Raw genomic sequence first — 25,504 nt, forward strand, 5'->3', positions numbered from 1 at the left:
GCAGATCACTTCGCGGGCGGAAGCTCTTGGCGCAGGGTGCCCGACCAGTGCCCGATCCGCGCGACCCGAACATCACAGCAGCCATACCGATGTGTCGGGAGGCAGCTCGCGTGACGTCAACGGCCGACTCGACAGCAACACCTCACCGGGCGGCAACGGAACCGTCGTCGTGGACGTGTTCGTCGCACACACTGGTCCACCGCGGCCGCGCTGGAACGCCAGGCACCCCGAGGGAGCGCCGTACCAGTCGACGTCGTCGTTGTCGGTGAATCCCGGGATCTCCCGGCGCAGTTGCAGCGCGGTCCGGTACAGCGACAACGTCGAGTCCGGTGTTTCCATCTGCGTCTCGACCGTGAACTCCGCCCACTCGCGGGTCGTGGCCTCCCAATGACCGGGCGCGCTGGAGAAACCGAACGGGGGTTCGGTGCCCTCCCACGGCATCGGGCTGCGCACGATCGTTTCCGACAGGCCCGGGATCACTCCGTCCGGCAGCGCCAGCTCTTCGCCGTTGTCGAGCCCCGGAATCCCCGGCAGCGCGCACTTCACCAGTGCCATCGCGCGTGCGCGGTCGCGGCCCAGGTCGCCGCCGCCGTAGCGGGTCACAGGCCGGGTCAACGCTTGCCCCGCCGACACCCACACCGCCGGGCTGCCGAGCGCGTGCGAATCGGCGAGCACGCGCTCGATCGTCTTGCGCAGCTCGTCGGCCTCGAAGCTCACGTCCCCCAGACGCAGGTCGGTCACCAGGTTCGACGAGCCGCTCCGGCCATGGTTGGCGAACCAGTCGTCGATCACCACGCCGACACCACGGTTCGGGTAGGTGTCGAACACCGGCCGGAGGAGGTCGACGAGTTCCTGCACCACAGCGTCCGCGGGCGCGCCCATGCCCGGCTGGGTGCCGACCCGGATCCCGTCGAGATCGCTGCCCAGCCAGAAGTGCACGGCGTCGGCGAACCCGGCCGCCGCATCGGGGCCGACCCGGTCGCGCTCGAACGGCAGGTCGATCGTGAGCCGCATCCCGGATTCGTGGGCCTCGGTCGCCAGCAGTTGCAGCGACGCCAGGTCGCCCACGACCGGGTCCACCCGCATGCCGCGTCCACGACCGTCGACGGCTTCCGAGACCACACCGGTCAGCCAGAGCGCCTCCACACCGAGCAGCTCCAGATAGCCGAGGCGATGCCGGATGCCGTTGAGGTCGCCGACGCCGTCGCCGTCGGAGTCGGCGAACAGGCGCAGGTCGACCCGGTAGAACACGGTGTCGTGCCACCAGGCGCGCCGGGTCCCGTCCGGCGGGTGCTCGTTCATCGACTCAGCTCAAGCCCTCTAGAACCACGAGTTGATCATGCTGTTGGCCGCCATCTCCAGGTACTGCCAGAGCTGGTCGCGATGCGCCGGATCCAGGTTCGCCTCGTCCACCGCGATGCGCATGCACCGCAGCCAGGCGTCACGCTCGGCCGGGCCGATCTTGAACGGTGCGTGGCGCATCCGCAACCGCGGGTGCCCGCGCTGGTCGCTGTAGGTGTGCGGGCCTCCCCAGTACTGCATGAGGAACAACCGGAGCCGCTCCTCGGCCGGGCCGAGATCCTCCTCCGGGTACAGCGGCCGCAGCAGCTCGTCCTTGGCCACTTCCTCGTAGAACCGCGCCACGATGAAATGGAACGTCGCCTCGCCGCCGACCTGGTCGTAGAAGGTGTCCGTGGAAGTCACAGGACCCATCTTCCACGGACCGCCCCGTCGGTGTCACACGGTCGGCAGCATGGGGCGCCCTGCGGGGTACGGCGGCTTGATGTCTTCTTCGTCGTAAGCCTGCTTGATCTCGACCCGCAGTCTGCGCTGCACACTCCACTGCTTGCCGGGGCGCACCTTCACCGTGAGCCGCAGGGTGATCGTGTCCGCGGTGATCTGGTCGACACCCAGCATCTCGGGGGGCGCGAGCACGTCCTGGGCGAGTGGTTCGCGTTCGGTGGCTTCGCCTGCCACCCGCGCGGCCACTTCCAGGGCTTTCTCCACGTTGCTCGTGTGCGAGATCGGAAGGTCGACGACGGCGGTCGCGAAGCCCTGGGAGGAGTTGCCGACGCGCACGATCTCGCCGTTGCGGACGTACCAGACCGTGCCGTTGAGGTCCCGGAGCGTGGTCACCCGCAACCCGACCGCCTCGACGGTGCCGCTGGCCTCGCCGACGTCCACCCAGTCACCCACGCCGTACTGGTCCTCGACCATCATGAACATCCCGGACAGGAAGTCCCGGACGAGGTTCTGCGCACCGAAGGCGACCGCCACACCGACGACACCGGCGGAGGCGAGCACCGGGCCGAGTTCGAAGCCCAGGTCGCTGAGGATGTACATCACCGCGAGGCTGAACACGACCAGCGAGGTGATCGACTTCAGCACCGAGCCGATCGTGCGGGCGCGTTGCATCCGGCGCTCCTGCAGCATCGCCTGCGAGGTGGCGTCGCCCTTCCGCTCGCGCAACGGCTGCAGGACCTTCGGGGGAGATCCGTTGCCCTGGGTCAGCTTGGTGATCGCGCGGTGGACGAACCAGCGGATCGCGAAGGCGACCACGAGGGTCGTCAGGATGCTCAGCGGCTTCGCAATGACCAGGTCCGCGGAACGGGCCAGCCAGTCGCTCTTGGTCAGATCGTAGACCGCGCCGCACCAGCTGCCTTCCTCCTGGATGCAGTTGGGCTGGGACAGGCTCGGAGGAATCATGGATCGGGGGTCTCCACGGGGGTGTGTTCAGGTCTGCGGTGCGACGTGGCGCACGGGTCGGGACGGGGGTGCCCGACGGCCCCCTCGGCGCGTCGGCCGAAAGAGCACTCGTCTGTTTCGATCGGTTCCCGTGACGTCAGCGTTACCGAATCGAACCCAGCGGTACGTGTTGTGTTCAGGTGATCGCGGACGGTGCGCTCACTCCCACGCGAGTCCGGTCGCCTCCGCGAGGAAAGTGAGCTGGTCGGCCGCCAGGCCCACAGTGCGCGAGACCGAACGAGCCGAGTGCCCGACCTCGGTCTCCCGCCGGAGCAGCACGGGCCGGTCGGCGGGATCGGAGATCGTCGCGTACTGCATCGCCGCGCACATTTTCCTGGCGTGGTGGGGATCGACCCGTGTGTCCGATTCGAACACCGTGAACAGCACCGAGGGGTACTCCGTGCCGGCCCGGACGTGGTGGTACGGCGAGTACGACAGCAACCAGGCCAGTTCGTCGGGATCGTCGGCGGTGCCGTACTCCTCGTTCCACGTGCGGCCGAGTAGGAACCGTTCGTAGCGCACCATGTCCAGCAGCGGTGCCGAACACACCACCGCCCGGTACAGCTCGGGCCGCTGCGTCAGCGCCGCACCGACGAGCAGCCCGCCGTTGGAGCCGCCGGTGATCGCGAGCTGCTCCGCAGTGGTCCGACCGGTCGCCAGAAGGTGTTCGGCGGCAGCGTGGAAGTCGTCGAAGACGTTCTGCTTGCTCTCGCGCATTCCCGCGCGGTGCCACTGCTCACCCTCCTCGCCGCCGCCACGGAGCGACGGCTCGGCCCACACGCCGCCTGCGGCCACCCAGGCCAGCGCCGAGGGCGCGTAGCCCGGCTCCATCGACAGCGAGAACCCGCCGTAGCCGGTGAGCAGCGCCGGGCGCGGCCGGTCCGGCCGCTCGGTGGGGCTCAGCACGAACATGCGCACGGTCGTGCCGTCCGCGGAGGTGTAGGAGACCTGGCTCGTGTGCACCTCGGGCAGGTCGGCGGCGCCGGGAGCCGCTTCGTCGAGCACGGTCTCGCGGGCGGCGTGCGAGTAGCGATGCACGGACGGGGGCGTCGCGAAGTCGGTCCAGCCGATCCACAGCTGGTCCCGGCCGGAGTCGGTCCCCTCGTCGACCGTCGTCACGTTGGTGACCTGGCCCGTTCCCGGCAGCGGCAGCACCTCGCTGCGTGCGCCGGTCTCGGGGTCGTGCAGTGCGAGTTCGGAGACCGCGTGCCGCGTCCGCAACACGACGAGCTGTGCGGGAGCGTCGTCGCCCCCGTCGAACCAACGCGCGGCCTCCAGCACCGAGTCCGGGTCCTCGGGGACCAGCTCCGTCCAGTTCCGGCGTTCGGGCGTCTCCGGGTCCGCCACGCACAGTCGCCAGCGCGGCGCGTCCCACGTCGTCTGCACGTAGAGCCTGCCGTCGCGCTCGACCCACGCGGAGGCGCGAATGCCCTCCTCGGTGTCCAGGATCTGCCGCAGCTCCGGACGGTCCGCACTCGACGCGTCCAGGTCCGCGATCCACACCGAGTCGCGCCGCGCCGTTCCCGGGCAGCCTTGCACCAGCAGCCAGCGACCGTCACGGGACACGTTCGCCGAGAAGTAGAACGTGTGGTGCAGACCCTCACCGTGCACCAAGAGGTCCTCTCCCGCGTCGGAGCCGACCCGGTGCCGCCAGACCCTGCGGTGGAACTGCTCCTCGCCGTCCGGCAGGTCCTCAGGCGGGAGGCGCCGAACGTAGAAGAACTCCGCACCGCCCGGGAGCCAGCCGATCGACGAGTAGCGGCAGCGGTCGATCGGCCCGTCGAGCAGCTCCCCGCCGGCCACGTCGAGGACGTGCAGCAAGGACTCTTCGTTGCCGCCGACCGAGATCTGGTACGCGAGCCGGTCACCTTCCAGGCTCGGCGACCACGAGTCCAGCGTCGTCCGTCCCGACGGGTCCATCGCGGCGACGTCGATCAGCGCACGTTCCGAGCCGTCGGCCTCCCGCACGAACAGAACGGGGAACTCCTGCTCGCCCAGTCTGCGTGTGAAGAAGGCGCGGCCCGCACGCCAGACCGGCACCCCCACCGAACCCGCCCGCAGCAGCGACCGCATCCGCTCGGACACGGCCTCCCGGCCGGGTAAGACGTCCAGCCACTCCCGTGCGAGGGCGTCCTGAGCGGTCGACCACTCCTGCGTCCGTGGGTCCTCGGAGTCCTCCAGCCATCGATAGGGATCGGCGACTCGATGACCGTGCAGGTCCTCGACGAGCGCCTCACGCTGGGCATCCGGGTACGGCTGGGTCTCGCGCGCAGTGTCGGTCACGCCGTTCGACGATACGGGCGACGGCGTGTCGAACGGTGGGGCACCGCACGAGGGCGTTCGCCGGTGCGTACGCTCGTGTTCACGGTTCGTTCCACTGGACCGGCGTGATCTGTTGCGGATCACACATGCGCAGCGGGCCCGTTGTGTGTTCGACTATGCGCGATACCCCGGTGGAGGTGGTCGCGTGCACGACCGAATACCGACTCCGATCGGCGCAGCGTCAGGGCTGACGTCGCGAGGCCCGCTGTGTCCGCGCAACCAGTCCGGCGCGAACGGACACGCCGGCCCGAGCTGGCGCAAGCAGCGCGTCCTGCTGCTCAACGCCACCTTCGAGCCCCTCACCGCGTTGCCGTTGCGTCGAGCGCTCGTCCTGGTCGTGTGCGGAAAGGCCGAGGTCGTCCACGGGGACGCGGCGGGCATGGTGGTGCATTCGGCCACCACGAGCGTCGAAGTGCCGTCGGTGATCCGGCTCAGCAACTTCGTCCGCGTCCCCTACCGGGGGCGCGTTCCGTTGACCCGGGCCGCGCTGATGCACCGCGACGGTCACCGCTGCGTGTACTGCGGGGGCCGGGCAGAGACGATCGACCACGTGGTGCCGCGCAGCAAGGGCGGGCCGCACTCGTGGGAGAACTGCGTGGCCTCGTGTACCAAGTGCAACCACCGCAAGGCGGACAAGACCCTCAGTGACCTGGGGTGGCGCCTGCCGGTCGTGCCGCAGGCGCCGCGCGGCAGGCACTGGAGGCTGGTCTCGGGGCTGGCCGAGACCGACCCACAGTGGCTGCCGTACTTGGGAGTGTCCGCGGCCTGACGGGCGTCCGACGTCCTCAGGCACCGATCAGTGCCTTCTCACGCCCGCTGATGCGCACGCCCTGTTGGCCGGAGATGCGCACGCCCTGTTGGCCGGAGATGCGGACGCCGTGTTGGCCGGAGATGCGGACGCCGTGTTGGCCGGAGATGCGGACGCCGTGTTGGCCGGAGATGCGGACGCCGTGTTGGCCGGAGATGCGGACGCCCTGCTGACCGGAGATGCGCACGCCACTGTCGGCGGTACTGATGCGGACACCACGCCCCGCTGAGTCACGCTCCGTATTCGTGCTGCGCAGAACCGTCCGGCTGCTGATACGCACTCCGCGATCACGCATTCGGGGAGTCGCGTTCAAACTCGGAGAGTATTCGACGGTCTTCGAGTCGTGAGAAAAAGGAGTCGTGAAACGAGCCTGGATGGCGGTGTTGTTGTTCGTCATGCTGTGACTCCGTCCGGTTGTTGCACACCCTCAGCAAGCGTGTGCAGCGATGCAAGATCCATACAGGTGAAAACTAAGAGTGGTGGCGGGGAGAAACAAGCCACCAACTCGCCCGGCCGGTGCGACCTTCTGGGGCGACTCCATCCAGCCGCCCGGACTGCTCCGAAAGTGCCACGGTGCGGTGAGAGAGTTGCCGCCCGAGGCAACACGGGGTAGCTGCGCTACGGACGAGGAACGGCGCTCGAAAGGTACGGGCGCCGTCCGCTGAGGTGAGGTTCCGCGGCAGAACCACCAACGCAGGTCACTCCGCGCGCCCTCTACGGCTGCGCGAACGAGGTCCGAAACCGCCCTCTGAGAGACGCCGAGGCTCGGCCGGGCTCGCGGGACAGGTCACGCCCACGAGGCGAAGGTCATCGGATACCGTACGGGCGTGACCGTTCTGCAGACCGTCCTTGCCCTGGTGGTGGCCCCGGCCCTCATCTACGGCGTGATCATGCTGCTCACGCTGTGGCCGAAGTTCGTCCGCTCCCGCCCGCAGGCGGGCGAGGACTGGGACTTCGAGCCCGTGCTGTGGGTGGCGAACCCCGCGGGCGTGAGCGCCGACGGGTCGCGGCAGGACAGCGACCAGGATTCGCGGACGACAGCCGCTCGGGGAGGCGCACGTGGCAACTGGTGACATCGCCACCCAGGCCGAGACCGACCGGGACCTTGATGTCGGGGAGGCGCGCACCCCCACCGGCCGGCTCTCCGTCGCGCGCCGCGTCGAACGTTCGCAGCGGCCGTCGCCGTTCCGTCCCGGGGAACTCGCGCGGCTTGACGAGGCGTTGACGCTCTCCAGCCGGAGCACCGGGTTGGAGTTCGCCGTCTACCTCGGGGATCTCGGTGAGCAGACGCGCGAACAGGCGGAGTCCGTGCACGGCGCGCTCGGGGCCCGTGCGGCCGACGGCGTACTCATCGCCGTTTCACCGGCCCAGCGTGTCGTCGAGATCGTCACCGGCGAGGAGTCGCAGCGCAGGGTCCCGGACCGTAGTTGTCAACTCGCGGTCATGAGCATGGTCGCCTCGTTCAAGGAGAACGAGTACGTCGACGGGCTCACCAGCGCGTTGCGCATGCTCTCGGACGCCGCGGGCGACCGCAGGCGCGACTGAGCCGACCACCCACCGCACCGAGCAGGTCGCATCGACGACCTCGCCGACACGACAGCACTGCGCCCCTCCCGGATTCCCGGTGAGGGGCGCAGTGGTGTGCGTGGTCAGGAGCGGTCGAACTCGCGCGCCGCGAGGGCGCGGACGATCCCGGCCCGCCCTTCGGAGACGAGCCTGCGCAGCGAGGCGGGGTGCTCACCATCGAGCCAGGCGTCGGTCGCGTCGACCGTGTCCTGGTGCACCGCCCACGACGGGAACAGGCCGATCACCGTCGGCTGCGCACGTTCGCTGGAGCGTCGCTGCCAGACCTCGTCGATCTCCGCGAAGTAGCGCTGTACGTACGGCGCCAGCAGCGCGCGCTGCGCCGGGTGCTGGAATCCCGCGATGACGGCGTCGCTGACCGCGTTCGGCAGCTCGTCGTCGTGGACCGCCCGCTGCCACGCCCGTTCCTTGGCGTCCTCGGTCGGGATGAGTGCACGCGCCCGTTCCGCACGGCGACGCCCCGTCGCCGTCTGGTCCTGGGCGAGCTCGGCGTCGATCTCCTGCTCGCTCGCGGCCCCGTGCGCGACGAGTGCCTGCAGCAGCGTCCACCGCAGGTCGGTGTCGACGACGAGCCCTTCCAGCGGGGCGGTGCCGTCGAGCCAACCGCGCACGGCGGTCAGGTGCTCGTCGCTCAGTACCGAGCTGGTGAGGGAATTGACGAAGGCGAGCTGGTGGTCCGAGCCCGGCTTGGCCGCGCGCGCCAGCTCCAGCACCCGCGTGCTGTAGCGCTGCCACCCCTCCGGTTGCCAGTCCTCGGCGCCGTAGGAGTTCAACGCCGTCTGGGCCTGCAGCAGGACCCGCTGCACGACTCCAATCTCGCTCTCCGCGCCGATGCCGCTGTCGGTGGAACGACCCAGCACGAGCGACACGAAGTCGCGGGCCTTCAGCTCCGCTTCTCGGGTCATCTCCCACGCCGTCGACCAGCACAGCGCACGCGGCAACGCGTCCTGCACGTCGCCGATGCGGTCGATGAGGCACGCCAGCGACTCGGGGTCGAGACGCATCGTGCAGTAGGTGAGGTCGTCGTCGTTGACCAGGAGCAGACGGCCCCGATGCACGCCGACGAGGTCCGGCACGTCCGTGCGCTCGCCGTCGACGTCGAGTTCGACCCGGTGGGTGCGGACGAGCCCGCCGCTGCCGTCCTCGTCGTAGATGCCGATGGCGAGTCGATGCGTGCGGAACTCACCCGCTCCGGGGCGGGCGGGGCTCTGCACGACCGTGAACGAGGTGAATCGACCCTGCTCGTCGAGGCTGAACTGAGGACGGAGCATGTTCAGTCCCGTGGTCTGCAACCACTGCGCGCTCCACCAGGACAGGTCGCGACCGGAGGCCTCCTCCAGCGCCGTGAGCAGATCGTCCAGGGTCGCGTTGCCCCAGGCGTGGCGCTCGAAGTACACCCGCAGCCCGGACAGGAAGTTCTCCAGACCGACGTAGGCCACGAGTTGCTTGAGCACCGAAGCGCCCTTGGCGTAGGTGATGCCGTCGAAGTTGACCTCCACGGCCTGCAGGTCCTGGATGTCGGCGGCCACCGGGTGCGTCGACGGCAACTGGTCCTGCCGGTAGGCCCACGACTTCTCGACGCTCGCGAACGTCGTCCACGCGTGCGTGTACTCGGTGGCCTCGGCCTGGGCGAGCACGCTGGCCCAGGTGGCGAACGACTCGTTGAGCCAGAGGTCGTCCCACCACCGCATGGTGACGAGGTCGCCGAACCACATGTGCGCCATCTCGTGCAGGACCGTCTCGGCGCGCCGCTCGTAGAGGTAGCTGGTGACCCGCGACCGGAAAACGTAGTCCTCGAGGAAGGTCACGCAACCCGCGTTCTCCATGGCACCGGCGTTGAACTCCGGCACGAAGCACTGGTCGTACTTGCCGAACGGGTACGGGACACCGAACGCCTGGTGGTAGAAGGCGAATCCCTGCTTGGTCTCGGTGAACAGCCGCTGGGCGTCCAGGTGTTCGGCCAGCGAAGCGCGGCAGTAGAGGCCCAGCGGGATCTCGGGCCTGCCGTTCTCGGCGGGGTAGGTGTCGCGCCACTCCGCGTACGGCCCGGCGACGAGCGCCACCAGGTACGTCGACATGGGCTGCGTGGTCTCGAACGAGTGCCTGCGGGTGCGGCCGTCGACGTCGGCGACCTCGGCCAGGGCGTTCGAGACCACTTTCCAGTCCGCGGGCGCGTCGACGGTGAGCCGGTAGGTGGCCTTCAGGTCGGGCTGGTCGAAGCAGGCGAACATCCGCTTGGCGTCGGCGGTCTCGAACTGGCTGTAGAGATAGGTGCCGCCGTCGACCGGGTCGATGAACCGGTGCAGACCCTCGCCGGTGTTCATGTAGCGGCAGTCGGCGCGCAACTCGAGTTCGTTGTCCTCGGCCAGGTCGGGCAGCCGGATGCCGTCCGATTCCTCGTAGCCCGAGACGTCGAGTTCGATCCCGTTGAGCACCGCCGAGTGCACCCGAGCGGCCACGATGTCGATCCAGCTGTCCGCGCCGACGCGCGTGCAGGAGAACCGGACGGTCGTGGTGGAGCCGAAGGTCTCGACGGCGAGACCGTCGGCGCCGCCGGAGAGGTCCAGGTCGACGGTGTAGGAATGGACCTCCAGCAGCGACGCACGCTGTTCGGCCTGCTCACGTGTGAGGTTCGGCGGGGCCAAGGGACACCTCGTTGCTCGTCGTAGGGGCCGGTCTTGCCACCGGCAGGGCGCAAGGCATCCAATCACGCTCGCGGTGTCGGTGCGTTCCCGACACGGCCGCGGTGATCGGCGTGTCGGCCGGGACGCATCCGCGAGCGGTGGCCGGGAAGATTTCGCGCCTTCAGTCCGTTGTACCTCGGTAGCTGCTCACAGCACATCCGTTCACGCCTTGGAGGTTTTCGACGATGACCAGTGCCGACCGTGCCAGGGTCGATTTCTACTTCGACCCGGTCTGCCCGTTCGCGTGGGTCTCGTCGCGTTGGATCCTGGAGGTCGAGAAGGTCCGTGACATCGACCTGCATTTCCGGGTGATGAGCCTGTCCGTGCTCAACGAGGGCCGGGACCTCTCGGACGACTACGTCGACCTGTTGAGCCGGGCATGGGGCCCGGTTCGCGTGGTGATCGCCGCGGCCAAGCACCACGGGGACGAGGTCGTGGCCCCGCTCTACACGGCGATGGGCACGCGCATCCACAACGAGGGCAACAAGGACTTCACCCAGGTCGTCGAGCAGTCGCTCGCCGAGGTCGGTCTGCCGGCTTCGCTCGCCGAAGCCGCATCCAGCACGGACTACGACGAGGAACTGCGGGCCAGTCACCACGCGGGGATGGATCCGGTGGGAGACGAGGTCGGCACACCGACCATCCACGTGGACGGTGTGGCGTTCTTCGGCCCGATCACGACGCGTATCCCGCGCGGCGAGGAAGCGGGCAAGCTCTTCGACGGCGCCCGGCTGCTCGCCGGCTACCCGTACTTCTTCGAGCTCAAGCGCAGCCGCACCGAAGATCCCCAGTTCGACTGAGTTCCCGCGTCCGCCCGCGCGCCGCACGGCTACCGCGGTGCGCGGAGCGCGGCGGGCATCCACGGATACGGATCGTCGAGCATCGAACGGTCGGCCCGGAGTTCGGCCCGGAGTTCATCCAACACCGGTCCCGCGACGTAATGTCTGCCGCGCGTTTCGCCGACTGCTGTGAGCAAGTTGAACTGGACCATACGAGCAAAGTCCCGGGTTGCAGTTCGCCCCTCGAGTTCGGCGCGTCTGAGGTGCCCGGATCGGCGGACTCGATACCCGAGCACCGCTTCGTAGAGAACGTCGGTGACGCGTTCCGGCAGTGCGTGTTTGCCGACGATGTCGTCCAGTCGTAGCCAGATGCGTTCCGCATTGCGGATTCGACGCCGCAGCGTCTGCGCCTGCATGTGGTGGGCGCGGAGGTTGAACTTGATCCACCAGTGCGCGTCGCGGTGCGGGTTCCAGTGCCCCGCTCCGGTCAGTGCGAGTATCCGGTAGTAGTCGTCGGTATTGTGTCCCAGCCACTCCTCGATGCTGGCGAACGCGGGTTCCACGATGGACGTTCGGGCCAGCACGAGCGTCTGCAGGGCACGTGCCATGCGACCGTTGCCGTCGCGGAACGGGTGGATCATGACCAGATTCAGATGCGCCATCGCCGCTGCAGTGAGTGGGTCGCACGCCGTCTGCTCGTCGAGCGAGCGCGCGAACGTGCTCATGAGTTCCGGAACGTTTTCGGCATCGGGGCCTTCGTAGACGTTCGCACCGAGCTTGTCGTCGTGTACGTAGATCGAACGCGTCCGATACTGCCCGGGATCTTTCGACAGGTCGTGATTGAGCAACATGAAATGCATGCTGCGGATCGCTGAGGTGTCGAAGTGGAAGTGCGGGTCGTTCGCCATGCGCAGTACGTAGTTCAGGGTCTGCCGGTAACCGACGATCTCCGCCCAGGTGCGCTCTTCGGCGCTCAGCGGTTCCTCCTCGTCCACAGCCGCGACCGCATCGTCCACCGAAACGACGTACCCCTCGATGCTGTTGGACCCCTGGATGGCGCGAGCCAGCATCGTGCGACGCAGACCGCCTGCCCAGCGTTGTGGCGCGCGGAGTGCGGAAGCCAGCTCGCGACGCATTCGGTGTACGTCTTCGGCGACTTCGTGATCCGCTGCGTCGAGCGTCGGTAGGGCGAAGAGTTCGGTCAATCTCCGCTCCTTCGGTCGGGTATGTGGTCGGGATGTCTCAATGTCCGAAACATTGAGACACACGGTAGGGTCGATGTCTCAATGTCGCAATCATTCGGCCACCTGCTCGCCCGTTCGTGTAAGGGATCGGTCAGCGGGTGGTGCGATCGAGCGCTGTGCGTGTGGTGGGTCCGGGATAGGGGGACTCGGCTTCCGCTTCGGATGCGGTGATCAGGCCGAGTCGGTGGTTGCGACAAAGTTCGGCGAGTTCGGCGATGTTCGCTTGCTGTTCGCGGACGAAGTCGGCTGTCACGGGATTCCCGTGGCCGGGGACGACGACTTCCGCACCGAGATCGAGCAGCGAGTCCATAGTGGATGGCCAGGATTCCGGGTGTGCGTCCTCGAAGTCGGGCGGGGCGCCTTGCTCGACGAGATCTCCCGCGAACACGACCGCATCCGTCTCGACGACGAGGTCGTGATCGGTGTGGCCGGATCCCAAGTGCAGCAGCCGCACGCGGCGGCCGCCGAGGTCGAGGGTCGTGTGTTCGGAGACCAGGTGATCCGGTCGGACCACCGACGTCCCGACCAGTGCTTCGACGGTGTCGGGTGAGCCTTCGGCGCGGTAGTGCTCGGCCCACGTGGTGCGCTGTACTTCTGCGGTCCTGTCGAGGAAGCGCGCGCAGCGCTCGTGCGCCCACACCGGCGCGGGCAGGAACGCCTCGGTGCCGAAACAGTGGTCGAAATGCCCGTGCGTGAGCACGATCTGCCACGGCAGCTCTGTCACTTCGCGCACGGCAGCCGCGAGTTCCGCACCCTGTGCTCGGTCGCCGCGCGTGTCCACGACGAGGGCTTGCTCGGCGCCGACGACGAGGCCGACGGTGAGGTCCAACTCCGTGTAGCGACGGACAAACACCCCGTCCGCCAATTCAGACCATTCGCTCACGCAGCACCACTCTCCACGTCCTTCCTCCCCGCAACAGTGGCTCGATGATCGCCCCCGCGCCCAGCCCGTCCTCATGCGTGAGCCTTTGTGGTGGTCATAGCCACCAAAAAGACTCACGCCGGTCAGCGGCCGCGTCGTTCGCTCGACGGACTCGCCACCTGTGTGGAAGGACTCGGTCGCCGCGTCCGACGGCTACGTCGACACAGGTACTGAACGAGAGCACTCCACCACGACGGGCCAAGAGAGGCGTGAGCCTTTGTGGTTGCTATAGCCACCAAAAAGACTCACGCTCCCCGCCGCGGATCATGCGCTGGAGGATAGCCAGGTTCCGGGGGCGTCACGGCGTTTGGCACACTGCGCGTGTGCGCGTCTATCTAGGTTCCGACCATGCAGGATTCGAACTCAAGAACCACTTCGTGAAGAAGCTCGCCGAGCAGGGTCACGAAGTCACCGATGTCGGCCCGGCGGCGTTCGACGCCGAGGACGACTACCCGCCGTTCTGCGTCGAAGCGGCTCGCCGCGTCGTCGCCGACGAGGGCAGCCTCGGCGTCGTCATCGGTGGTTCCGGCAACGGCGAGCAGATCGCCGCGAACAAGGTCCCCGGCGCTCGCGCCGCGCTGACCTGGAACGTGGAGACCGCTCAGCTCTCTCGCCAGCACAACAACGCCTTGCTGGCCGGGCTCGGTGCGCGGATGCACACCGTCGAGGAGGCCGAGCGGATCGTCGATGCGTTCCTGTCGACCGAGTTCGAGGGCGGCCGTCACCAGCGTCGCATCGACCTGCTCTCCGAGTACGAGCGGACCGGAACGCCTCCGGCGTTGCCGCAGGCGTGACCCTCCGGAGATGACCACTCGACCGACCCCGGCCGGCTGGTTGCTGACGCCCCTGGTGGCGTTCGGCGTCACGCTGGTCGGGGTCGTCGCGCTGTACGCGTTCAACGCCGGAGCGGTGCCGCCGATGCTGGGCGGGATCGAGGCCGTGTGCGGCAGTCCCGACTGCGGTCTCGGTATCGGTGTCTGGCTCATCGCGGGTGGAGCTCTGCTCACTCTCGCCTCGGTGCTCGCCGGAGGTGTCGTCGGCTACCTGCGTCGCTGGCGTCCGGGTGCGGCGCGGCGTGGGCTTGTGGTCGCCGGGTGGTGCCTGCTGGTCTACGTGCTCGAGGCGATCGTCCTGTGGGTGCTGGCCGGTGCCTGAGGGACACACGCTGCACCGGCTCGCTCGGGAGCACCAGGCCGACTTCGGGGACGGTGCCGTCCGCGTCAGCAGCCCGCAAGGCCGATTCACCGCCGGTGCGGCGCAGCTCGACGGGGTCTTGTTCGAACGTGCCGAGGCGCACGGCAAGCACCTTTTCCACCACTACGCCACGGACGCGGTCGTCCACGTCCACCTCGGGTTGTACGGGGGGTTCACCGGTTTCGCGCTGCCCGCCCCGGAACCTCGGGGGCAGGTGCGGCTACGTCTCGAAGGTGAAGAGCGCGGCACGGACCTGCGCGGACCCACCCGATGTGACCTCATCACGCCGGAAGAAGCCGAGTCACGGCGCGCGAAGCTCGGTCCCGACCCGCTTCGCGACGACGCGGACCCCGAACGGTCCTGGCAGCGCATCTCACGCTCGCGCACCAGCATCGCGGCGTTGCTGATGGATCAGACCGTGCTCGCGGGAGTCGGTAACGTCTACCGCGCGGAAGTGTTGTTCCGTCACGGCATCCCGCCCACGACGTCCGGCCGGTCGCTGGGGCGCGAGCGGTGGGAACTCGTCTGGGGTGACCTGGTCGACCTCATGGCCGACGGGGTGAAAGTCGGCCGGATCGACACCGTGCGCCCCGAACACGAGCCGCAGGTGACCGGCAGGGCGCCGCGCGAGGACCGGCACGGTGGCGAGGTATACGTTTATCGGCGGGCCGGCCTGCCGTGCCTGGTGTGTGCCACGCCCGTCGCTCTCACCGACCTGCACGCTCGCAAGCTCTACTGGTGCCCCACCTGCCAGTCCTGACCGCGGCACCCAGCCGCCGACCTGTGGACAACTCCGCCTCCTGTGGATAACCGGGTGGCAAATTCGCGCGAATTTGCCACCCGGGCTCGGTGGGTGGGTCAGAAGCCGAAGTCGCCGAAGCCGTCGAAGAAGCCGCCGTCGCCGCCCATGTCGCCACCGCCGGTGTCGCCGCCTGCGTCCCCGCCGCCGGGGTCGCCGCCGTCACCGGCGCCGCCGTCCATGGCGCCGGCGCCCTCCGCGTAAGCGGGTGCCCCGGCCATGCCCATGAACATGGCGCTCATCATCATGTACGAACCGGCGACCCAGACGCCGCTGGCCAGCGCCGGCTTCCACCACGGATCGCTGTACCAGCCCTCCGGCACCGGCTTGCCTGCGACACGACCGCCCGGGTAGTAGTGCGGCGTCCGCTCGGTCGGTTCCGGAGAGGCGATCTGTCGTTGCCCGTCGACGTCGACCTCGCGGTACTCGGTCACCCTGCCCGCGTTCCGCTGTCCGCTCAGGTCGGGCAGGTCCGGGCCCGGATCCATGTCCATCGCGGTTCGCGCCGCACGTACGTAGTACAGACCTTCCAGCGAAGTCTCCGTCGTGAGACGACACTGCTCCAGCGAGGTCGCCTGCTGCAGCTGGGACGCCGCCGCGTTATGGCGCTCAGAGGCGTCGGCGAGCGCCTGTTTGGCGGCCTCGTTCGTCCCGACCAGATTCAGCACCTGACCGCCGAGGCGTTCCATCCAGCGCCGCGACTCGGCTTGGGCGTCGGCCAGTTCCCGTTCCCGCACGGTCGCGCGATGGCGTACCCACCACACGGACGCGAGGATCACGGCGAGCACGATCACGCCGAACCAGATGGCTGTGTCCATGAGCCCTCCGCAGGTCAGGCCGGTCGGCACCGGTCACGATTCGGATGATTCCGACAGTACGCGTCGTCACCCACCGTTTCCCCTAACAGGCGTACGTCAGCCGAGGGTGATCTCGCCGGCCTTCTCCCATTCGAGGGACGAGTGATCTCGGCTGAGCTTGACCAGGGTGACAGCGGGGACTGTCGCGGTGGTCGCCTCGACGCCCGTTCCGGACAGCACCGCGGCTGCGAACACGCCCGGCCCCTCGGCGGTGGAGTGCGCGAGGCTCACGTGCCGGTCGGTCTCGTCCGGCTCGGCGGGTATGGCGGAGCCGAGGACGCTCTCGGAGGCCGAACGCAACGCCTCGCGCAGGTGTTGCACCGTGGCCTGTGGCTCGGCGGGCAAGGCGAGGGCCTCAGGAAGGACGACGCTCTCGTGAAAGGACAGGGTGAGCGGGTCGATCCCGTTCAGCGACTTGCGGCCGGCCGCCAACAGATCGTCCACTGTGGACTCGGGGAGTTCGTCGGTGAACCCGACCTCCTGCAGCAGAATGTGCATCCACTCGAGCGGGACCAGGTCGAAACCGGGAAGGTCGCGCAGCGCGTACTGGTATTCGTTGACCAGATTGCGCAGGCCGGGTTGTTCGGTGAGGGGGAGCAGCCAGGCGTAGGCGGTGCGCCCGGAACTCCAGTCCTGACGCCAGCGGGAGTGGACGCGAACCTGGTCGGCGTGCTGCATGTCGGTCACCTTTCCGATAGTGCACCGGCGGAGCGTCGTGTGGAGCGTTCATGAGTTATCTCATGAGCGTTTCGGTGCCACGACGACCGGTCCGTCGCTCCCGTGCCGGTCGCCGTGCTCAACCGACCCGTCCGGTCTGTTCGGGTTCGACCGCGCGATGCGTGGGGTCGAGCGTGGGCGCCGCGTCGGAGTCCCGTAGCCGCAACGCGACCAGGACCCCAAGCACACTGAACCCGAGCGTGACGAGGTAGGCGCCGCGAAAACCGGCCATCTGCGCCTGCGCCGCCAGCTCGGGCCGAGCCGGGTCTAGGCCGGCGAGCGCGAGATTCGTGGCCGCGACGAGCACCGTGGCCACGATCGCGGTGCCGAGCGCCATCGCGACCTGGCGGCCGGAGTTGAACAGCGAGCTCGCGCGGCCCATCGACGCGGACGCGATCCGCGCGAACGTGGCCGTCTGCACCGGCGTCATGAGCAACGCCATCGCGACACCCTGGGCCGTCAGGCACGTGATCAGCCACCAGATCGGCGTGGTCTCGGTCAGCGTCTGCAAGGCGAGGCCGACCAGGAGCTGGACGCCGAATCCGGCGAGGATGAGCCGTCGCGGCCCGATGCGTCCGTAGACCCGGCTGACGACCTGGGTGACCAGCAGCATGCTCAGCGCCTGCGGCATGAGCACCAGCCCGGCCAGTGTCGGCGAGCCGTCCCGCACGTTCTGCACGTACAGCGGGGTCAGGAACAGTACGCTGAACATGGCACCCGTCATGCACATGAGCAGTGCGTTGCCGGTGCCGAACATGCGGTCCCGCAGCAGGCGCAGGTCGAGCATCGGGTGCCGCACCGACAGCTCACGCCAGGCCAGGGCGCCGATGAGCAGTGCGGACGCGGCCAGCGGGGCCCAGGACGCCGGGGAGCTCCACCCGCTCCCGGCGCTCTGTTCGAGCCCGACGAGCAGCAACGCCAGTCCGGCACCGGCGAGGACGAAGCCGGGCACGTCGAACGCTCCGGGGCGTTCCTGCCGTTCCTCGCGGAGGAACAGCACCGTGAACGTCAGGGCGAGCGCACCGACCGGCACGTTGATGAAGAAGATCCACCGCCAGCTGGCGAACTGCACCAGCACGCCCCCGATCAGCGGTCCGAGCATCGGCGCGATCGTGATGGGGATCGCGAGGACGGCGGACGCCTTGGCGCGCTCGTGTGGTGGGAACGCGCGGAAGAGCATGGCCTGGCCGACGGGCACCAGCATGCCGCCGCCGACGCCTTGCAGGACGCGTGCTGCGATGAGGGCCCACACGTTCGGTGCGAGACCACAGAGCACGGACGCGACGGTGAAGATCACGACGGCGGACAGGAACGCCCGTTTGCTGCCGAATCGGTCGGCGATCCAACCGGAGGCGGGGATGAACACCGCGAGGCTGACCATGTAGCCGGTGAGGACCCACTGCAGCACGCCCGCTCCGACGTCGAACTCACGGCCGAGCGTGGCGAGGGCGACGTTGAGCACCGTGACGTCGAGGATCTGCATCACGAGTCCGAGGACGAACGTGATTCCGACCAGCCACTTGTACTCCAGGTGTCGCACGCACGTCCCTCGCTGTCGTCTCCGCCGCAATGATGCCGGGCAATCGGCCCACCCCCCAGAATGCGCGCAGCCACCGACAGCGACCAGGTGGGGGCCCACGAGCGGTACAGTGACCATGATCACGACGCGCGGGGTGGGTATGGAGTCGAGCGGGTGGCGGTCCGGATTCGTCGAGTGCGACGAGGGTCGGCTCCGCGTCCTCCTGGCGGGCGAGCGGGGCAGCCCGGTGCTGTTGCTCAGCGGCGCCGGTGTCGACAACGCCCTGTTGAGCTGGCGCCACCTCATCCCCGCGCTCGCCGAACGGCATCGGGTGTTCGCACTGGACTGGCCGAAGCAAGGGGCGAGCAGACCGTGGCGCGGGCACGCCGGTCACGAGCGGATGCTGCGCTGCGTCACCGAGGTCCTCGACCACTTCGGTGTGGACGCGGTCGACCTCGTCGGGCTCTCCCAGGGTGGTGCGCTGACGCTCGCGTACGCCATCGACGAGCCACAGCGAGTGAGCAGGCTCGTGGCCATCGCGCCCGCCGGAGTCGTGTCCTTCCCAGTGGGTGTGCACCAGTTGTTGTGGCTCACCGCGAAGGTCGCCTTGCTGAACCGCACGGTGCCGAACTGGATGCTGCGGTCGCGCGCGAGCGTCCGCTCGTTCGTGCGGCGCGGACTCGTGCCGACCCCGCCGGACGACGTCGACGACCTCGTCGACGAGGTCCAGGCGGAGGTGCGGGCGCACGGTGCGGCTTCCTCCGACTGGCAGAACTCGTCGATCGGCTTCCGGCGGATGCACGTCGACCTCCGCCCACGACTGCAGGAGATCTCCTGTCCTGCGCTGTTTCTCCAAGGTGACCGGGACGTCGCGATCAGGCCGAAACACACCCTGGCGGCTGCGGCGCGGGTGCCGAACGCGCGGCTCGAACTGCTTCCCGGCCACGGGCACTGGCCGAACCGGCAGAGCCCGGCGCGGGTGAACACGATGATCGGGAACTTCCTCGCCGAGTGATCCGGTGCGACCTCCTCGGTCGTCGAGTGGTGCGCCGACGGTTTCCGCTGGCTACGCAGACCGGCCATCGGCGGGTTCGCCCCTCGTGGCTGGCGAGACAGCATCGAGCTGGTGTCAGTGGCCACTCGATGTCGACGATCCCGCAGCCAGCCGGGAGGTGAGGTTCCGCGAGGGAACCGGCTACGCAGAACGATCCGCACACCCTCTCACCGTTGAATCGCGGGCTCGGCCGCGGTCGCGGCGGTCGCCCGTGTGAGTGCCGCCGTGATCGTTTCCGGCGTCGGATCGGTGAGTACCGCGGCGACGTGGGCGTCCGGACGCACTACCCAGAGCTCTGTCGGTGCCGTCGCGAGTGCGTCGCGGACCGTGCCGTCCGGGTCGATCTCGTCGAGTGCGAGCACCCGCACGGGCGTGTCCACGTGCGCGACGGTTCTCCGTGCCGCCGCCGTCTCGACCTCGGCACCCGCCAGCAGCAGGAATCCGTCCCTGGCCAACGCGCGGAGACGACTCGGGCCGTCCGGGGTACGGACCGGGACGTCCGGCAGCAGCACTCCCGGGCCCGCTGGTGGAACCTGCCCGCGTGGCGGTCTGTCCACGGCGGGGCGACGTGGATCCGGGGTCGTCAGCGGCGAGACGCAGTACCAGAACGGCTCGGACAGCCGACCGGAGTCGACGTCGGCCCGAGCGCCGGGCTCGGTGGTGGCGCTCTCCAGGATCTCGGTGCGCCGCTGCGCACGTTCCTCGTCCGGCGGCACGAGGAAGTTCATCGTCGCCGTGGTGACGGCGAGGTTCTCCCTGGCCGCCGCATGGCGTTCGTCGTGGTAGGTCTCCAGTAGGCCCTCCGGTGCCCAGCCACGTCCGACGTAGGCGATCTTCCACGCCGCGTTCTCGGCGTCCCCGACCCCGGAGTTCAGACCGCGCGCACCGAACGGCGAGTACAGGTGTGCCGCGTCCCCGGCGAGCAGGATCCGATCGCAGCGCATCCGGCTCGCGACCCGCGAGTGGAACCGGTACACCGACTGCCACACGATCTCGTACTGCCGGTCACCGATGATCGCCCGGATCCGATCGTCCAGAGCCCCGGAGGCCTCCTCGGCTTCGAGGTCGTAGTCGCCGGGGACCTGCCAGTCGATCCGGTACGTCGAGTCCGGGCACGGGTGGATGAGCACCTGGCGACCCGGGTTCCACGCCGGGTCGAAGTAGAACCGGCGCTCGGTGTCCCAGCCGGGAAGGTCCGCGCGGATGTCGCAGATCAGGAACCGGTCGTCGAAGGAATGCCCGTCGAAACGGACGCCGAGCATCCGCCGCAGCAGCGCACTGTGCCCTCCGGTGCACACCACGAGATAGGAGCTGCGCAGTACCGTCCCGTCGGTGCAGTGGACCTCGACCCCCGTGGTGTCCTGCTCGACGCCGATCGCCTGGGCGCCCCACCGCACGTCGATCAACGGTTCGGCGGCGAGGCAGTCGTCGAGAATCTGCTCGGTGCGGCTCTGGGAGAGGTTGACGAACGGCGGGAAGGCGGGATGACCGCTCGTCGCGAGGTCGACGCTGAACAGTTCGGTGTCGCGGTAGAAGGTGCGCGCCGTGGACCAGGTGAGCCCTTCCGCCGCGATGCGCCCGCCCGCGCCGACGGCCTCCCAGACGTCGAGGACGTCGCGTTGCTGGCAGATGGCCTTGGACCCGTGGGCGTCCCGTCGGGGGCGCTGGTCGACCAGGATCGCGGGTACGCCCCAGCGCGCCAGCAGCAGGGCGGTGGTCTGGCCAACGGGCCCGGCACCGAGGACGAGGACCGGTTCCCCCGGCCAAGTCCCCGGTGTGGGCAGGACGTTCGATGCGGTCTCCGACATCGGTTGCTCCCGTCGTCACGAAGGGACTCATCCCTGCAGCTGGGCCCAGACCTCCCGATCGCGTTCGGCGGTCCAGATCACCGGACGGTCCACACCGGACAGCTCGTCCCACAGTCGTGAGACGTCGAACGGCAGGCAGTGCTCGAAGATCGGCCAGTGCCCGTAGTCGTCGTTGAGCGCGGCATGGGTGGCGTCGAAGGCGTCCTTGAGGCTGCCGCCGCGCCGCCGTACCGCGTCGACCTCGCTGATCATGACCCGCAGGAAATGGCGGGTTTGTTCGATCGCGGCGTCGACCTCAGCGCGTCCGCGGCTGACGGCACCGCGTCCGCCGACGAGCTGTTCGGCCTCCAGTGCCTTGAGTTGGTCGAGCGTGCCGGACGCCCACTCGCGGTGGAAGGCGTCGCCGGTGTAGAGCGCGGCCTGTGCCTCGACGAGATCGCCGGCGAACAGGATCTTCTGGCGCGGCAGCCAGGCGGTGATGTCGCCCTCCGTGTGGCCCCGGCCGTGGTACTGCAGGACCAGCTCGCCCCGGTTGCCGCCGAGGTCGATGGTCATCCGGTCGGCGAACGTCAGCGTCGGCCACGTCAGGCCGGGAACGGTGTCGGCCGCTTCGGCGAGGCGCGGCATCCGGGCGAACTCGCTGTCCCAGTCCTGTTTCCCCCGCTCGGCGACCAGGTCGCGGGTGATCTCGTGCGAGACCACGGCGTCGGCCCCGAACGCGCTCGCGCCGAGGACGCGCACCGCGTGGTAGTGCGAGAGAACGAGGTACCGCACCGGTTTGTCGGTGTGTTCGCGCAGCATGGCCAGCCACTTCCCGGCGGCGACCGGCGTGGCCAGCGCTTCGAAACAGACGAGGAAGTCCTCGCCCTCGATCGCTCCGATGTTGGGGTCGCCCTCGGCGGTCAGCGCGTAGACGCCGTCGGCGAGGACTTCCAGCGTCTGTTCCTTGGCGGCGGTGTCGGCGGAGGAGGCGAACGGTTTGGCCATCGGGATCGTTCCTTTCGTACGGAGGGAGGTGGTGTTCAGTCGGTGGCGAGGACGAAAGCCTCGCGTTCGGCGGCAGGCCGTTCCCGCAGCGCGAGCACGGCGGCCAACGTGACCAGGCAGGTCGCGAGCATGTAGCCGGAGACGGACAGCGAGGTGCCGGTGACGTCGATCAGCCAGGTCGCCACCATCGGGGCGAATCCGCCGCCGAGGATGGCGCCGAAGGCGTAGGCGAACGAGACGCCGCTGTAGCGGATCGGCGTGGGGAACAGTTCGGCGTAGGTGGCGGCCTGCTGCCCGTACGTCAGGCCGAGTCCGAACCCGAGCGTGACCACGGCTAGCAGCATCAACGGCAGTGAGGCGGTGTCGATGAGCAGGAAGAACGGGATGCTCCACACGCCAAGCGCGAGCGTGCCGAGGAGGTAGGTGTGCCGTCGTCCCCAGCGGTCCGACCAGTGTCCGGCCAGCAGGGTGAACACTCCCCACGAGACGGCCCCGACCATGCCGACGAACAGCATCGTCGAGCTCTCCAGGTCGAGTTGGCGCGTGCCGTAGGAGGTCAGGAACGCGATCAGGATGTAGCCGATCATGTTGTTCGCGATGAACAGGCCGATCGCGACGACGAGTTCGCGTGAGTTCGAGCGGAACACCTCAGTCAGCGGGGCCGAGCGCCGCTCGCGCCGTTCGCGGAGCTCGGTGAACACCGGGCTCTCGGAGACCTTGGCGCGCACGAAGAATCCGACGGCGATGAGCACGACCGACAGCAGGAACGGCACCCGCCATCCCCAGGCCTGGAACTGCTCGGGCGTGGTGATCGCGGTGACGGTGAACAACACCAGGTTGGCCAGCAGCAACCCGATCGGGACGCCGATCTGCGGGAAGGAGCCGAAGAAGCCGCGTCGCCCGGGACTGGCGTGCTCGACGGACATCAGTGCGGCACCGCCCCATTCGCCGCCTGCGGAGAATCCCTGCACCAGGCGCAGCAGGACGAGCAGGATCGGTGCCGCGACGCCGATCGTCTGGTACCCGGGCAGCAGGCCGACTCCCACGGTCGCCCCGCCCATCATCAGCAGCGTGACGACCAGCACGATCTTGCGGCCGAACCGGTCACCGAGGTGCCCGGCCACGACGCTGCCCAGAGGGCGGGCGATGAAGCTGACACCGAGGGTGGCGAAGGCCGCGAGCAGCCCTGCCGTTCCGTCGAGTGCCGGGAAGAACAGATCGCCGAAGACCATGCCTGCGGCCGAGGCGTAGATGAAGAAGTCGTACCACTCGATGGTGGTACCCACGAGGCTCGCGCCGACGACGCGGCGGAGCTGGCTGCCGGAGGCGCTCGGCGGCGGTGTCGCCGCCGGCTCGGAGGACGCATGGGGAACGCTGCTCATCGGGGCCCTTCCCGTCGTGCGGGCGGCTTCCGGCTTCGGACTCGGAAACCAATCAAAGGTTTGACAAACGGAGGAAAGCACAGAGAGCTGCGTCACACCAGAGCCCGGCGAACCTGTGACCATTCAGATAGACGTGATGTCCGTCACAGCGAACGGGCGGTTTCGCGAGTTCAGGGCAGGACAGGCGCCTCAGCTCGAGGCGGTGCGCCATGAGGCGAACGGCACTTTCGCCCCACCACACGAGGCCAAAGTGCCGTTCGCTCCGCGCGCTGCCGGCAAGGGGTGGCAAATTCGCGCGAATTTGCCACCCCGCTGTCCACAGGGGGTGGAGTTGTCCCCACTCGGGCGGGTGGTGCTGGGGTTCAGCGCCGGCCGGCGAGGCAAGCGTCGACGTGGTGTAGGGCGTTACCTGATGTCGACGATCCGGCAGCTCGTCGTGAGGTGAGGGGTCCGCTACGGAACCGCCAACCCGCGCGCCTTCATCAGGACCGGTGGCTGACCCAGTTCGCCGTCTGCGCGGCGGAGGCCAGCTTCGTCAGAAGCACGTTCAGCGTGGCGACCTCGTCCGCTGTGAGAAGGCCCGCCCACTCCGCTTCACGAGCGTTGTGCGCCTGGAACGTCGACTCCAACCGCTCGGTGCCTTCGTCCGTCAGCGAGAGCACCACGGCGCGACGGTCGCGATCGGCCGGCGTGCTCCGCACCAGTCCGGACGCGCTGAGCGTCTTCGACAGGCTCGACACCGCCGCGCGGCTCATCCCGGTGAGTTCAGCGGCCCGGCTGGATTCCTGCGGCCCGCTCGCCCAGAGCGTGAACACCAGGCGGAACGCCGACCAGCTCCACCCGGCGGGCCGGTGGACGGTCGACTCCAGGTCGTAGACGACGGTGTTCGCCACACGGTGCAGCAACAACACCATCGTCATCGCGGCACGGTCGACGTCCGGCAGTCGCTCCGCCGTGCGTCCGAGCGCCCTTTCCACGACGGGAAGGGCCCCGCGCGGGGTGTCCTCGAACACCGGGTCGACCCGGTCGGCGTCGTCGCGGTCCGATCCGCCGTCCTGGGCTTGAGACATGGCCCGATGGTAGGCGCGACGTGATCGCCGAGCCCGGACGCGCCGACGACGCACTCGGCCGTCCACTTCGGGCAGTGTCGTGTTCGGCCTGTCTTGATCGGCCCCGTCGCGTACCTCTCGCTAGTGTGTCCCTGTGAAGCTGAGCTGGGAAGCACTGACGATCGACGCCCGCGACCCTTCGGCCTGCGCTCACTGGTGGGCCGAAACCCTCGGCTGGGAGGTCGTCTCCGAAACGTCGGCCGGAGTGGAAGTGCGTTGCCCTGGCAGCGCGACGGCGAGCTTGTTCTTCGTCCCGGTTACGGACGAGAAGATCACCAAGAATCGGCTCCACCTCGATCTTTATGCGGAGGACCAGGCCGCGGCCGTGGAACAGCTGCGAGCTCGTGGAGCGGAACGTGTCGACATCGGTCAGGGCGAGGACGCCGACTGCGTAGTCCTCCGCGACCCGGAAGGCAACGAGTTCTGCCTGCTGGAACCTCGCGAGGGTGCCGACACCATCGACCCGGAGGAACATCGTGCCTGAGCTGCAGAAGCTGACCCCGTTCCTAATGTTTCAGAAGGGCGACGCGGAGGCGGCGGACGGCGGCAACCCGCTGATGCCGTTGGACGACTACGGCTTCGGCTCGTTCGGCTGGACCAGTGACCGGTTCGGTGTGTCCTGGCAGCTGAGCCTCGCAAATGAGGCGTGAGCCTTTTTGGTGGTCATAGCAACCAAAAAGACTCACGCGCTGGTCGGAGCGGGCGACGGGAATCGAACCCGCGTAGCCAGTTTGGAAGACTGGGGCTCTACCATTGAGCTACGCCCGCGTGCAGGGCTTCTCCGAGTGGTCCGGTTGGCCGGGGCTCGGTTGACCTTGCGGGACCCAGCTTAACGGGTCGGGGTAGGCTCCTTGCAACGCACCCGGGTATTCGGGTGCGGACGGGGCGCGACCGGGGTGTGGCGCAGTTTGGTAGCGCACTCGCTTTGGGTGCGAGGGGTCGTGGGTTCAAATCCCGCCACCCCGACGGTCGACGGGTCGGTCATCCGCC

General features: G+C 68.7%; 25 protein-coding genes and 2 tRNA genes. 11 read left to right on the forward strand and 16 right to left on the reverse strand.

All coding sequences use genetic code 11. From position 1 onward, the window contains the following. Window positions 1–72: 72 nt before the first annotated feature. The 4 genes from GIY23_RS06130 to GIY23_RS06145 form a co-directional block, all read right to left on the reverse strand. On the reverse strand, window positions 73–1,302 hold the full coding sequence (locus GIY23_RS06130) for an alpha-amylase family glycosyl hydrolase (RefSeq protein ID WP_154075770.1): 1,230 nt from the start codon (window positions 1,300–1,302) through the stop codon (window positions 73–75). An 18-nt stretch (window positions 1,303–1,320) separates the two neighbouring features. Next, window positions 1,321–1,704, reverse strand: a complete 384-nt coding sequence (locus tag GIY23_RS06135) for a globin (RefSeq protein WP_154075771.1) — start codon at window positions 1,702–1,704, stop codon at window positions 1,321–1,323. Between the two features lie 33 nt (window positions 1,705–1,737). Further along, window positions 1,738–2,706, reverse strand: coding sequence for a mechanosensitive ion channel family protein (locus GIY23_RS06140; protein ID WP_154075772.1), 969 nt, complete (start codon window positions 2,704–2,706; stop codon window positions 1,738–1,740). A gap of 198 nt (window positions 2,707–2,904) precedes the next feature. Continuing rightward, window positions 2,905–5,028, reverse strand: a complete 2,124-nt coding sequence (locus tag GIY23_RS06145; protein ID WP_154075773.1) for a prolyl oligopeptidase family serine peptidase — start codon at window positions 5,026–5,028, stop codon at window positions 2,905–2,907. A gap of 184 nt (window positions 5,029–5,212) precedes the next feature. Here GIY23_RS06145 and GIY23_RS06150 point away from each other — a divergent pair, with 184 nt between their 5' ends. Beyond that, on the forward strand, window positions 5,213–5,836 hold the full coding sequence (locus tag GIY23_RS06150) for an HNH endonuclease (RefSeq protein WP_187352046.1): 624 nt from the start codon (window positions 5,213–5,215) through the stop codon (window positions 5,834–5,836). Between the two features lie 16 nt (window positions 5,837–5,852). Here the strand turns inward: GIY23_RS06150 and GIY23_RS06155 are convergent, their stop codons facing one another. Beyond that, a complete protein-coding gene (locus GIY23_RS06155; protein WP_187352047.1) occupies window positions 5,853–6,188 on the reverse strand; it encodes a hypothetical protein in 336 nt (111 codons plus the stop codon). 514 nt (window positions 6,189–6,702) lie between these two features. Between GIY23_RS06155 and ctaJ the strand changes: the two genes are divergently transcribed. Then, the gene (gene ctaJ, locus GIY23_RS06160) at window positions 6,703–6,948 is read left to right on the forward strand and encodes an aa3-type cytochrome oxidase subunit CtaJ (RefSeq protein ID WP_154075774.1); all 246 of its coding nucleotides are present in this window, start codon (window positions 6,703–6,705) and stop codon (window positions 6,946–6,948) included. After that, window positions 6,935–7,420 (forward strand): DUF5130 family protein, encoded by a 486-nt coding sequence (locus GIY23_RS06165; RefSeq protein WP_154075775.1) that lies wholly within the window; start codon window positions 6,935–6,937, stop codon window positions 7,418–7,420. The genes ctaJ and GIY23_RS06165 overlap by 14 nt, the downstream gene beginning before the upstream one ends. A 104-nt stretch (window positions 7,421–7,524) precedes the next feature. Here the strand turns inward: GIY23_RS06165 and pepN are convergent, their stop codons facing one another. Further along, window positions 7,525–10,104, reverse strand: a complete 2,580-nt coding sequence (gene pepN, locus GIY23_RS06170) for an aminopeptidase N (protein ID WP_154075776.1) — start codon at window positions 10,102–10,104, stop codon at window positions 7,525–7,527. A 224-nt stretch (window positions 10,105–10,328) separates the two neighbouring features. Between pepN and GIY23_RS06175 the strand changes: the two genes are divergently transcribed. Further along, window positions 10,329–10,943: a mycothiol-dependent nitroreductase Rv2466c family protein gene (locus GIY23_RS06175; protein WP_154075777.1), complete on the forward strand. Its 615-nt coding sequence runs from the start codon at window positions 10,329–10,331 to the stop codon at window positions 10,941–10,943. A gap of 29 nt (window positions 10,944–10,972) precedes the next feature. Here the strand turns inward: GIY23_RS06175 and GIY23_RS06180 are convergent, their stop codons facing one another. After that, window positions 10,973–12,127 (reverse strand): Fic family protein, encoded by a 1,155-nt coding sequence (locus GIY23_RS06180; protein WP_222850248.1) that lies wholly within the window; start codon window positions 12,125–12,127, stop codon window positions 10,973–10,975. 130 nt (window positions 12,128–12,257) lie between these two features. Continuing rightward, window positions 12,258–13,049, reverse strand: coding sequence for an MBL fold metallo-hydrolase (locus GIY23_RS06185; RefSeq protein WP_154075778.1), 792 nt, complete (start codon window positions 13,047–13,049; stop codon window positions 12,258–12,260). A 362-nt stretch (window positions 13,050–13,411) separates the two neighbouring features. Between GIY23_RS06185 and GIY23_RS06190 the strand changes: the two genes are divergently transcribed. The 3 genes from GIY23_RS06190 to GIY23_RS06200 are packed head-to-tail and all read left to right on the forward strand — an operon-like array spanning window position 13,412 to window position 15,042. After that, entirely contained in the window at window positions 13,412–13,882 is a 471-nt protein-coding gene (locus GIY23_RS06190; RefSeq protein WP_154075779.1) for a ribose-5-phosphate isomerase, read from the forward strand. A gap of 10 nt (window positions 13,883–13,892) precedes the next feature. Next, on the forward strand, window positions 13,893–14,243 hold the full coding sequence (locus GIY23_RS06195) for a hypothetical protein (RefSeq protein WP_154075780.1): 351 nt from the start codon (window positions 13,893–13,895) through the stop codon (window positions 14,241–14,243). Further along, window positions 14,236–15,042, forward strand: a complete 807-nt coding sequence (locus GIY23_RS06200; protein WP_154075781.1) for an Fpg/Nei family DNA glycosylase — start codon at window positions 14,236–14,238, stop codon at window positions 15,040–15,042. The genes GIY23_RS06195 and GIY23_RS06200 overlap by 8 nt, the downstream gene beginning before the upstream one ends. A gap of 98 nt (window positions 15,043–15,140) precedes the next feature. On the opposite strand, the gene GIY23_RS06205 is transcribed toward GIY23_RS06200, so the two are convergent. From GIY23_RS06205 to GIY23_RS06215, 3 genes are all read right to left on the reverse strand, one after another. Then, window positions 15,141–15,899, reverse strand: a complete 759-nt coding sequence (locus GIY23_RS06205) for a hypothetical protein (protein WP_154075782.1) — start codon at window positions 15,897–15,899, stop codon at window positions 15,141–15,143. Window positions 15,900–15,995: 96 nt separating this feature from the next. Beyond that, complete coding sequence (locus GIY23_RS06210; protein WP_154078651.1) at window positions 15,996–16,616, reverse strand: 2'-5' RNA ligase family protein; 621 nt, start codon at window positions 16,614–16,616, stop codon at window positions 15,996–15,998. A gap of 118 nt (window positions 16,617–16,734) precedes the next feature. After that, window positions 16,735–18,195, reverse strand: coding sequence for an MDR family MFS transporter (locus GIY23_RS06215; RefSeq protein ID WP_154075783.1), 1,461 nt, complete (start codon window positions 18,193–18,195; stop codon window positions 16,735–16,737). A gap of 115 nt (window positions 18,196–18,310) precedes the next feature. On the opposite strand from GIY23_RS06215, the gene GIY23_RS06220 reads away from it, so the two are divergent. Continuing rightward, complete coding sequence (locus tag GIY23_RS06220) at window positions 18,311–19,189, forward strand: alpha/beta fold hydrolase (RefSeq protein ID WP_228717573.1); 879 nt, start codon at window positions 18,311–18,313, stop codon at window positions 19,187–19,189. Between the two features lie 206 nt (window positions 19,190–19,395). On the opposite strand, the gene GIY23_RS06225 is transcribed toward GIY23_RS06220, so the two are convergent. From GIY23_RS06225 to GIY23_RS06240, 4 genes are all read right to left on the reverse strand, one after another. Then, window positions 19,396–21,036, reverse strand: a complete 1,641-nt coding sequence (locus GIY23_RS06225; RefSeq protein WP_154075784.1) for an FAD-dependent monooxygenase — start codon at window positions 21,034–21,036, stop codon at window positions 19,396–19,398. Window positions 21,037–21,063: 27 nt separating this feature from the next. Then, window positions 21,064–22,023: an MBL fold metallo-hydrolase gene (locus GIY23_RS06230; RefSeq protein ID WP_154075785.1), complete on the reverse strand. Its 960-nt coding sequence runs from the start codon at window positions 22,021–22,023 to the stop codon at window positions 21,064–21,066. A gap of 35 nt (window positions 22,024–22,058) precedes the next feature. Next, complete coding sequence (locus GIY23_RS06235; RefSeq protein ID WP_154075786.1) at window positions 22,059–23,405, reverse strand: MFS transporter; 1,347 nt, start codon at window positions 23,403–23,405, stop codon at window positions 22,059–22,061. A gap of 482 nt (window positions 23,406–23,887) precedes the next feature. Further along, window positions 23,888–24,475 carry a MarR family winged helix-turn-helix transcriptional regulator gene (locus GIY23_RS06240; protein WP_154075787.1) on the reverse strand — a complete coding sequence of 196 codons (588 nt, stop codon included), beginning with the start codon at window positions 24,473–24,475 and terminating at the stop codon, window positions 23,888–23,890. A 133-nt stretch (window positions 24,476–24,608) separates the two neighbouring features. Here GIY23_RS06240 and GIY23_RS06245 point away from each other — a divergent pair, with 133 nt between their 5' ends. Together GIY23_RS06245 and GIY23_RS22955 are read left to right on the forward strand one after the other, a co-directional pair. Further along, entirely contained in the window at window positions 24,609–24,998 is a 390-nt protein-coding gene (locus tag GIY23_RS06245) for a VOC family protein (RefSeq protein WP_154075788.1), read from the forward strand. After that, entirely contained in the window at window positions 24,991–25,164 is a 174-nt protein-coding gene (locus tag GIY23_RS22955; RefSeq protein WP_228717574.1) for a VOC family protein, read from the forward strand. The genes GIY23_RS06245 and GIY23_RS22955 overlap by 8 nt, the downstream gene beginning before the upstream one ends. Window positions 25,165–25,211: 47 nt before the next feature. Here the strand turns inward: GIY23_RS22955 and GIY23_RS06255 are convergent. Further along, a tRNA-Gly gene (locus tag GIY23_RS06255) sits at window positions 25,212–25,282 on the reverse strand. 124 nt (window positions 25,283–25,406) lie between these two features. Here GIY23_RS06255 and GIY23_RS06260 point away from each other — a divergent pair. Beyond that, a tRNA-Pro gene (locus GIY23_RS06260) sits at window positions 25,407–25,480 on the forward strand. The last annotated feature ends 24 nt before the right edge of the window (window positions 25,481–25,504 follow it).

Source organism: Allosaccharopolyspora coralli (assembly GCF_009664835.1).
Classification (GTDB): domain Bacteria; phylum Actinomycetota; class Actinomycetes; order Mycobacteriales; family Pseudonocardiaceae; genus Allosaccharopolyspora; species Allosaccharopolyspora coralli.

Coding starts and splice junctions, on each gene's coding strand:
- GIY23_RS06195 (WP_154075780.1), top strand. CDS start 13,893: ATGACCACTCGACCGACCCCGGCCGGCTGGTTGCTGACGCCCCTGGTG.
- GIY23_RS06175 (WP_154075777.1), top strand. CDS start 10,329: ATGACCAGTGCCGACCGTGCCAGGGTCGATTTCTACTTCGACCCGGTC.
- GIY23_RS06220 (WP_228717573.1), top strand. CDS start 18,311: ATGATCACGACGCGCGGGGTGGGTATGGAGTCGAGCGGGTGGCGGTCC.
- GIY23_RS06230 (WP_154075785.1), bottom strand. CDS start 22,023: ATGGCCAAACCGTTCGCCTCCTCCGCCGACACCGCCGCCAAGGAACAG.
- GIY23_RS06130 (WP_154075770.1), bottom strand. CDS start 1,302: ATGAACGAGCACCCGCCGGACGGGACCCGGCGCGCCTGGTGGCACGAC.
- GIY23_RS06140 (WP_154075772.1), bottom strand. CDS start 2,706: ATGATTCCTCCGAGCCTGTCCCAGCCCAACTGCATCCAGGAGGAAGGC.
- GIY23_RS06225 (WP_154075784.1), bottom strand. CDS start 21,036: ATGTCGGAGACCGCATCGAACGTCCTGCCCACACCGGGGACTTGGCCG.
- GIY23_RS06235 (WP_154075786.1), bottom strand. CDS start 23,405: ATGAGCAGCGTTCCCCATGCGTCCTCCGAGCCGGCGGCGACACCGCCG.
- GIY23_RS06240 (WP_154075787.1), bottom strand. CDS start 24,475: ATGTCTCAAGCCCAGGACGGCGGATCGGACCGCGACGACGCCGACCGG.
- GIY23_RS06205 (WP_154075782.1), bottom strand. CDS start 15,899: ATGGACACAGCCATCTGGTTCGGCGTGATCGTGCTCGCCGTGATCCTC.
- GIY23_RS06210 (WP_154078651.1), bottom strand. CDS start 16,616: ATGCAGCACGCCGACCAGGTTCGCGTCCACTCCCGCTGGCGTCAGGAC.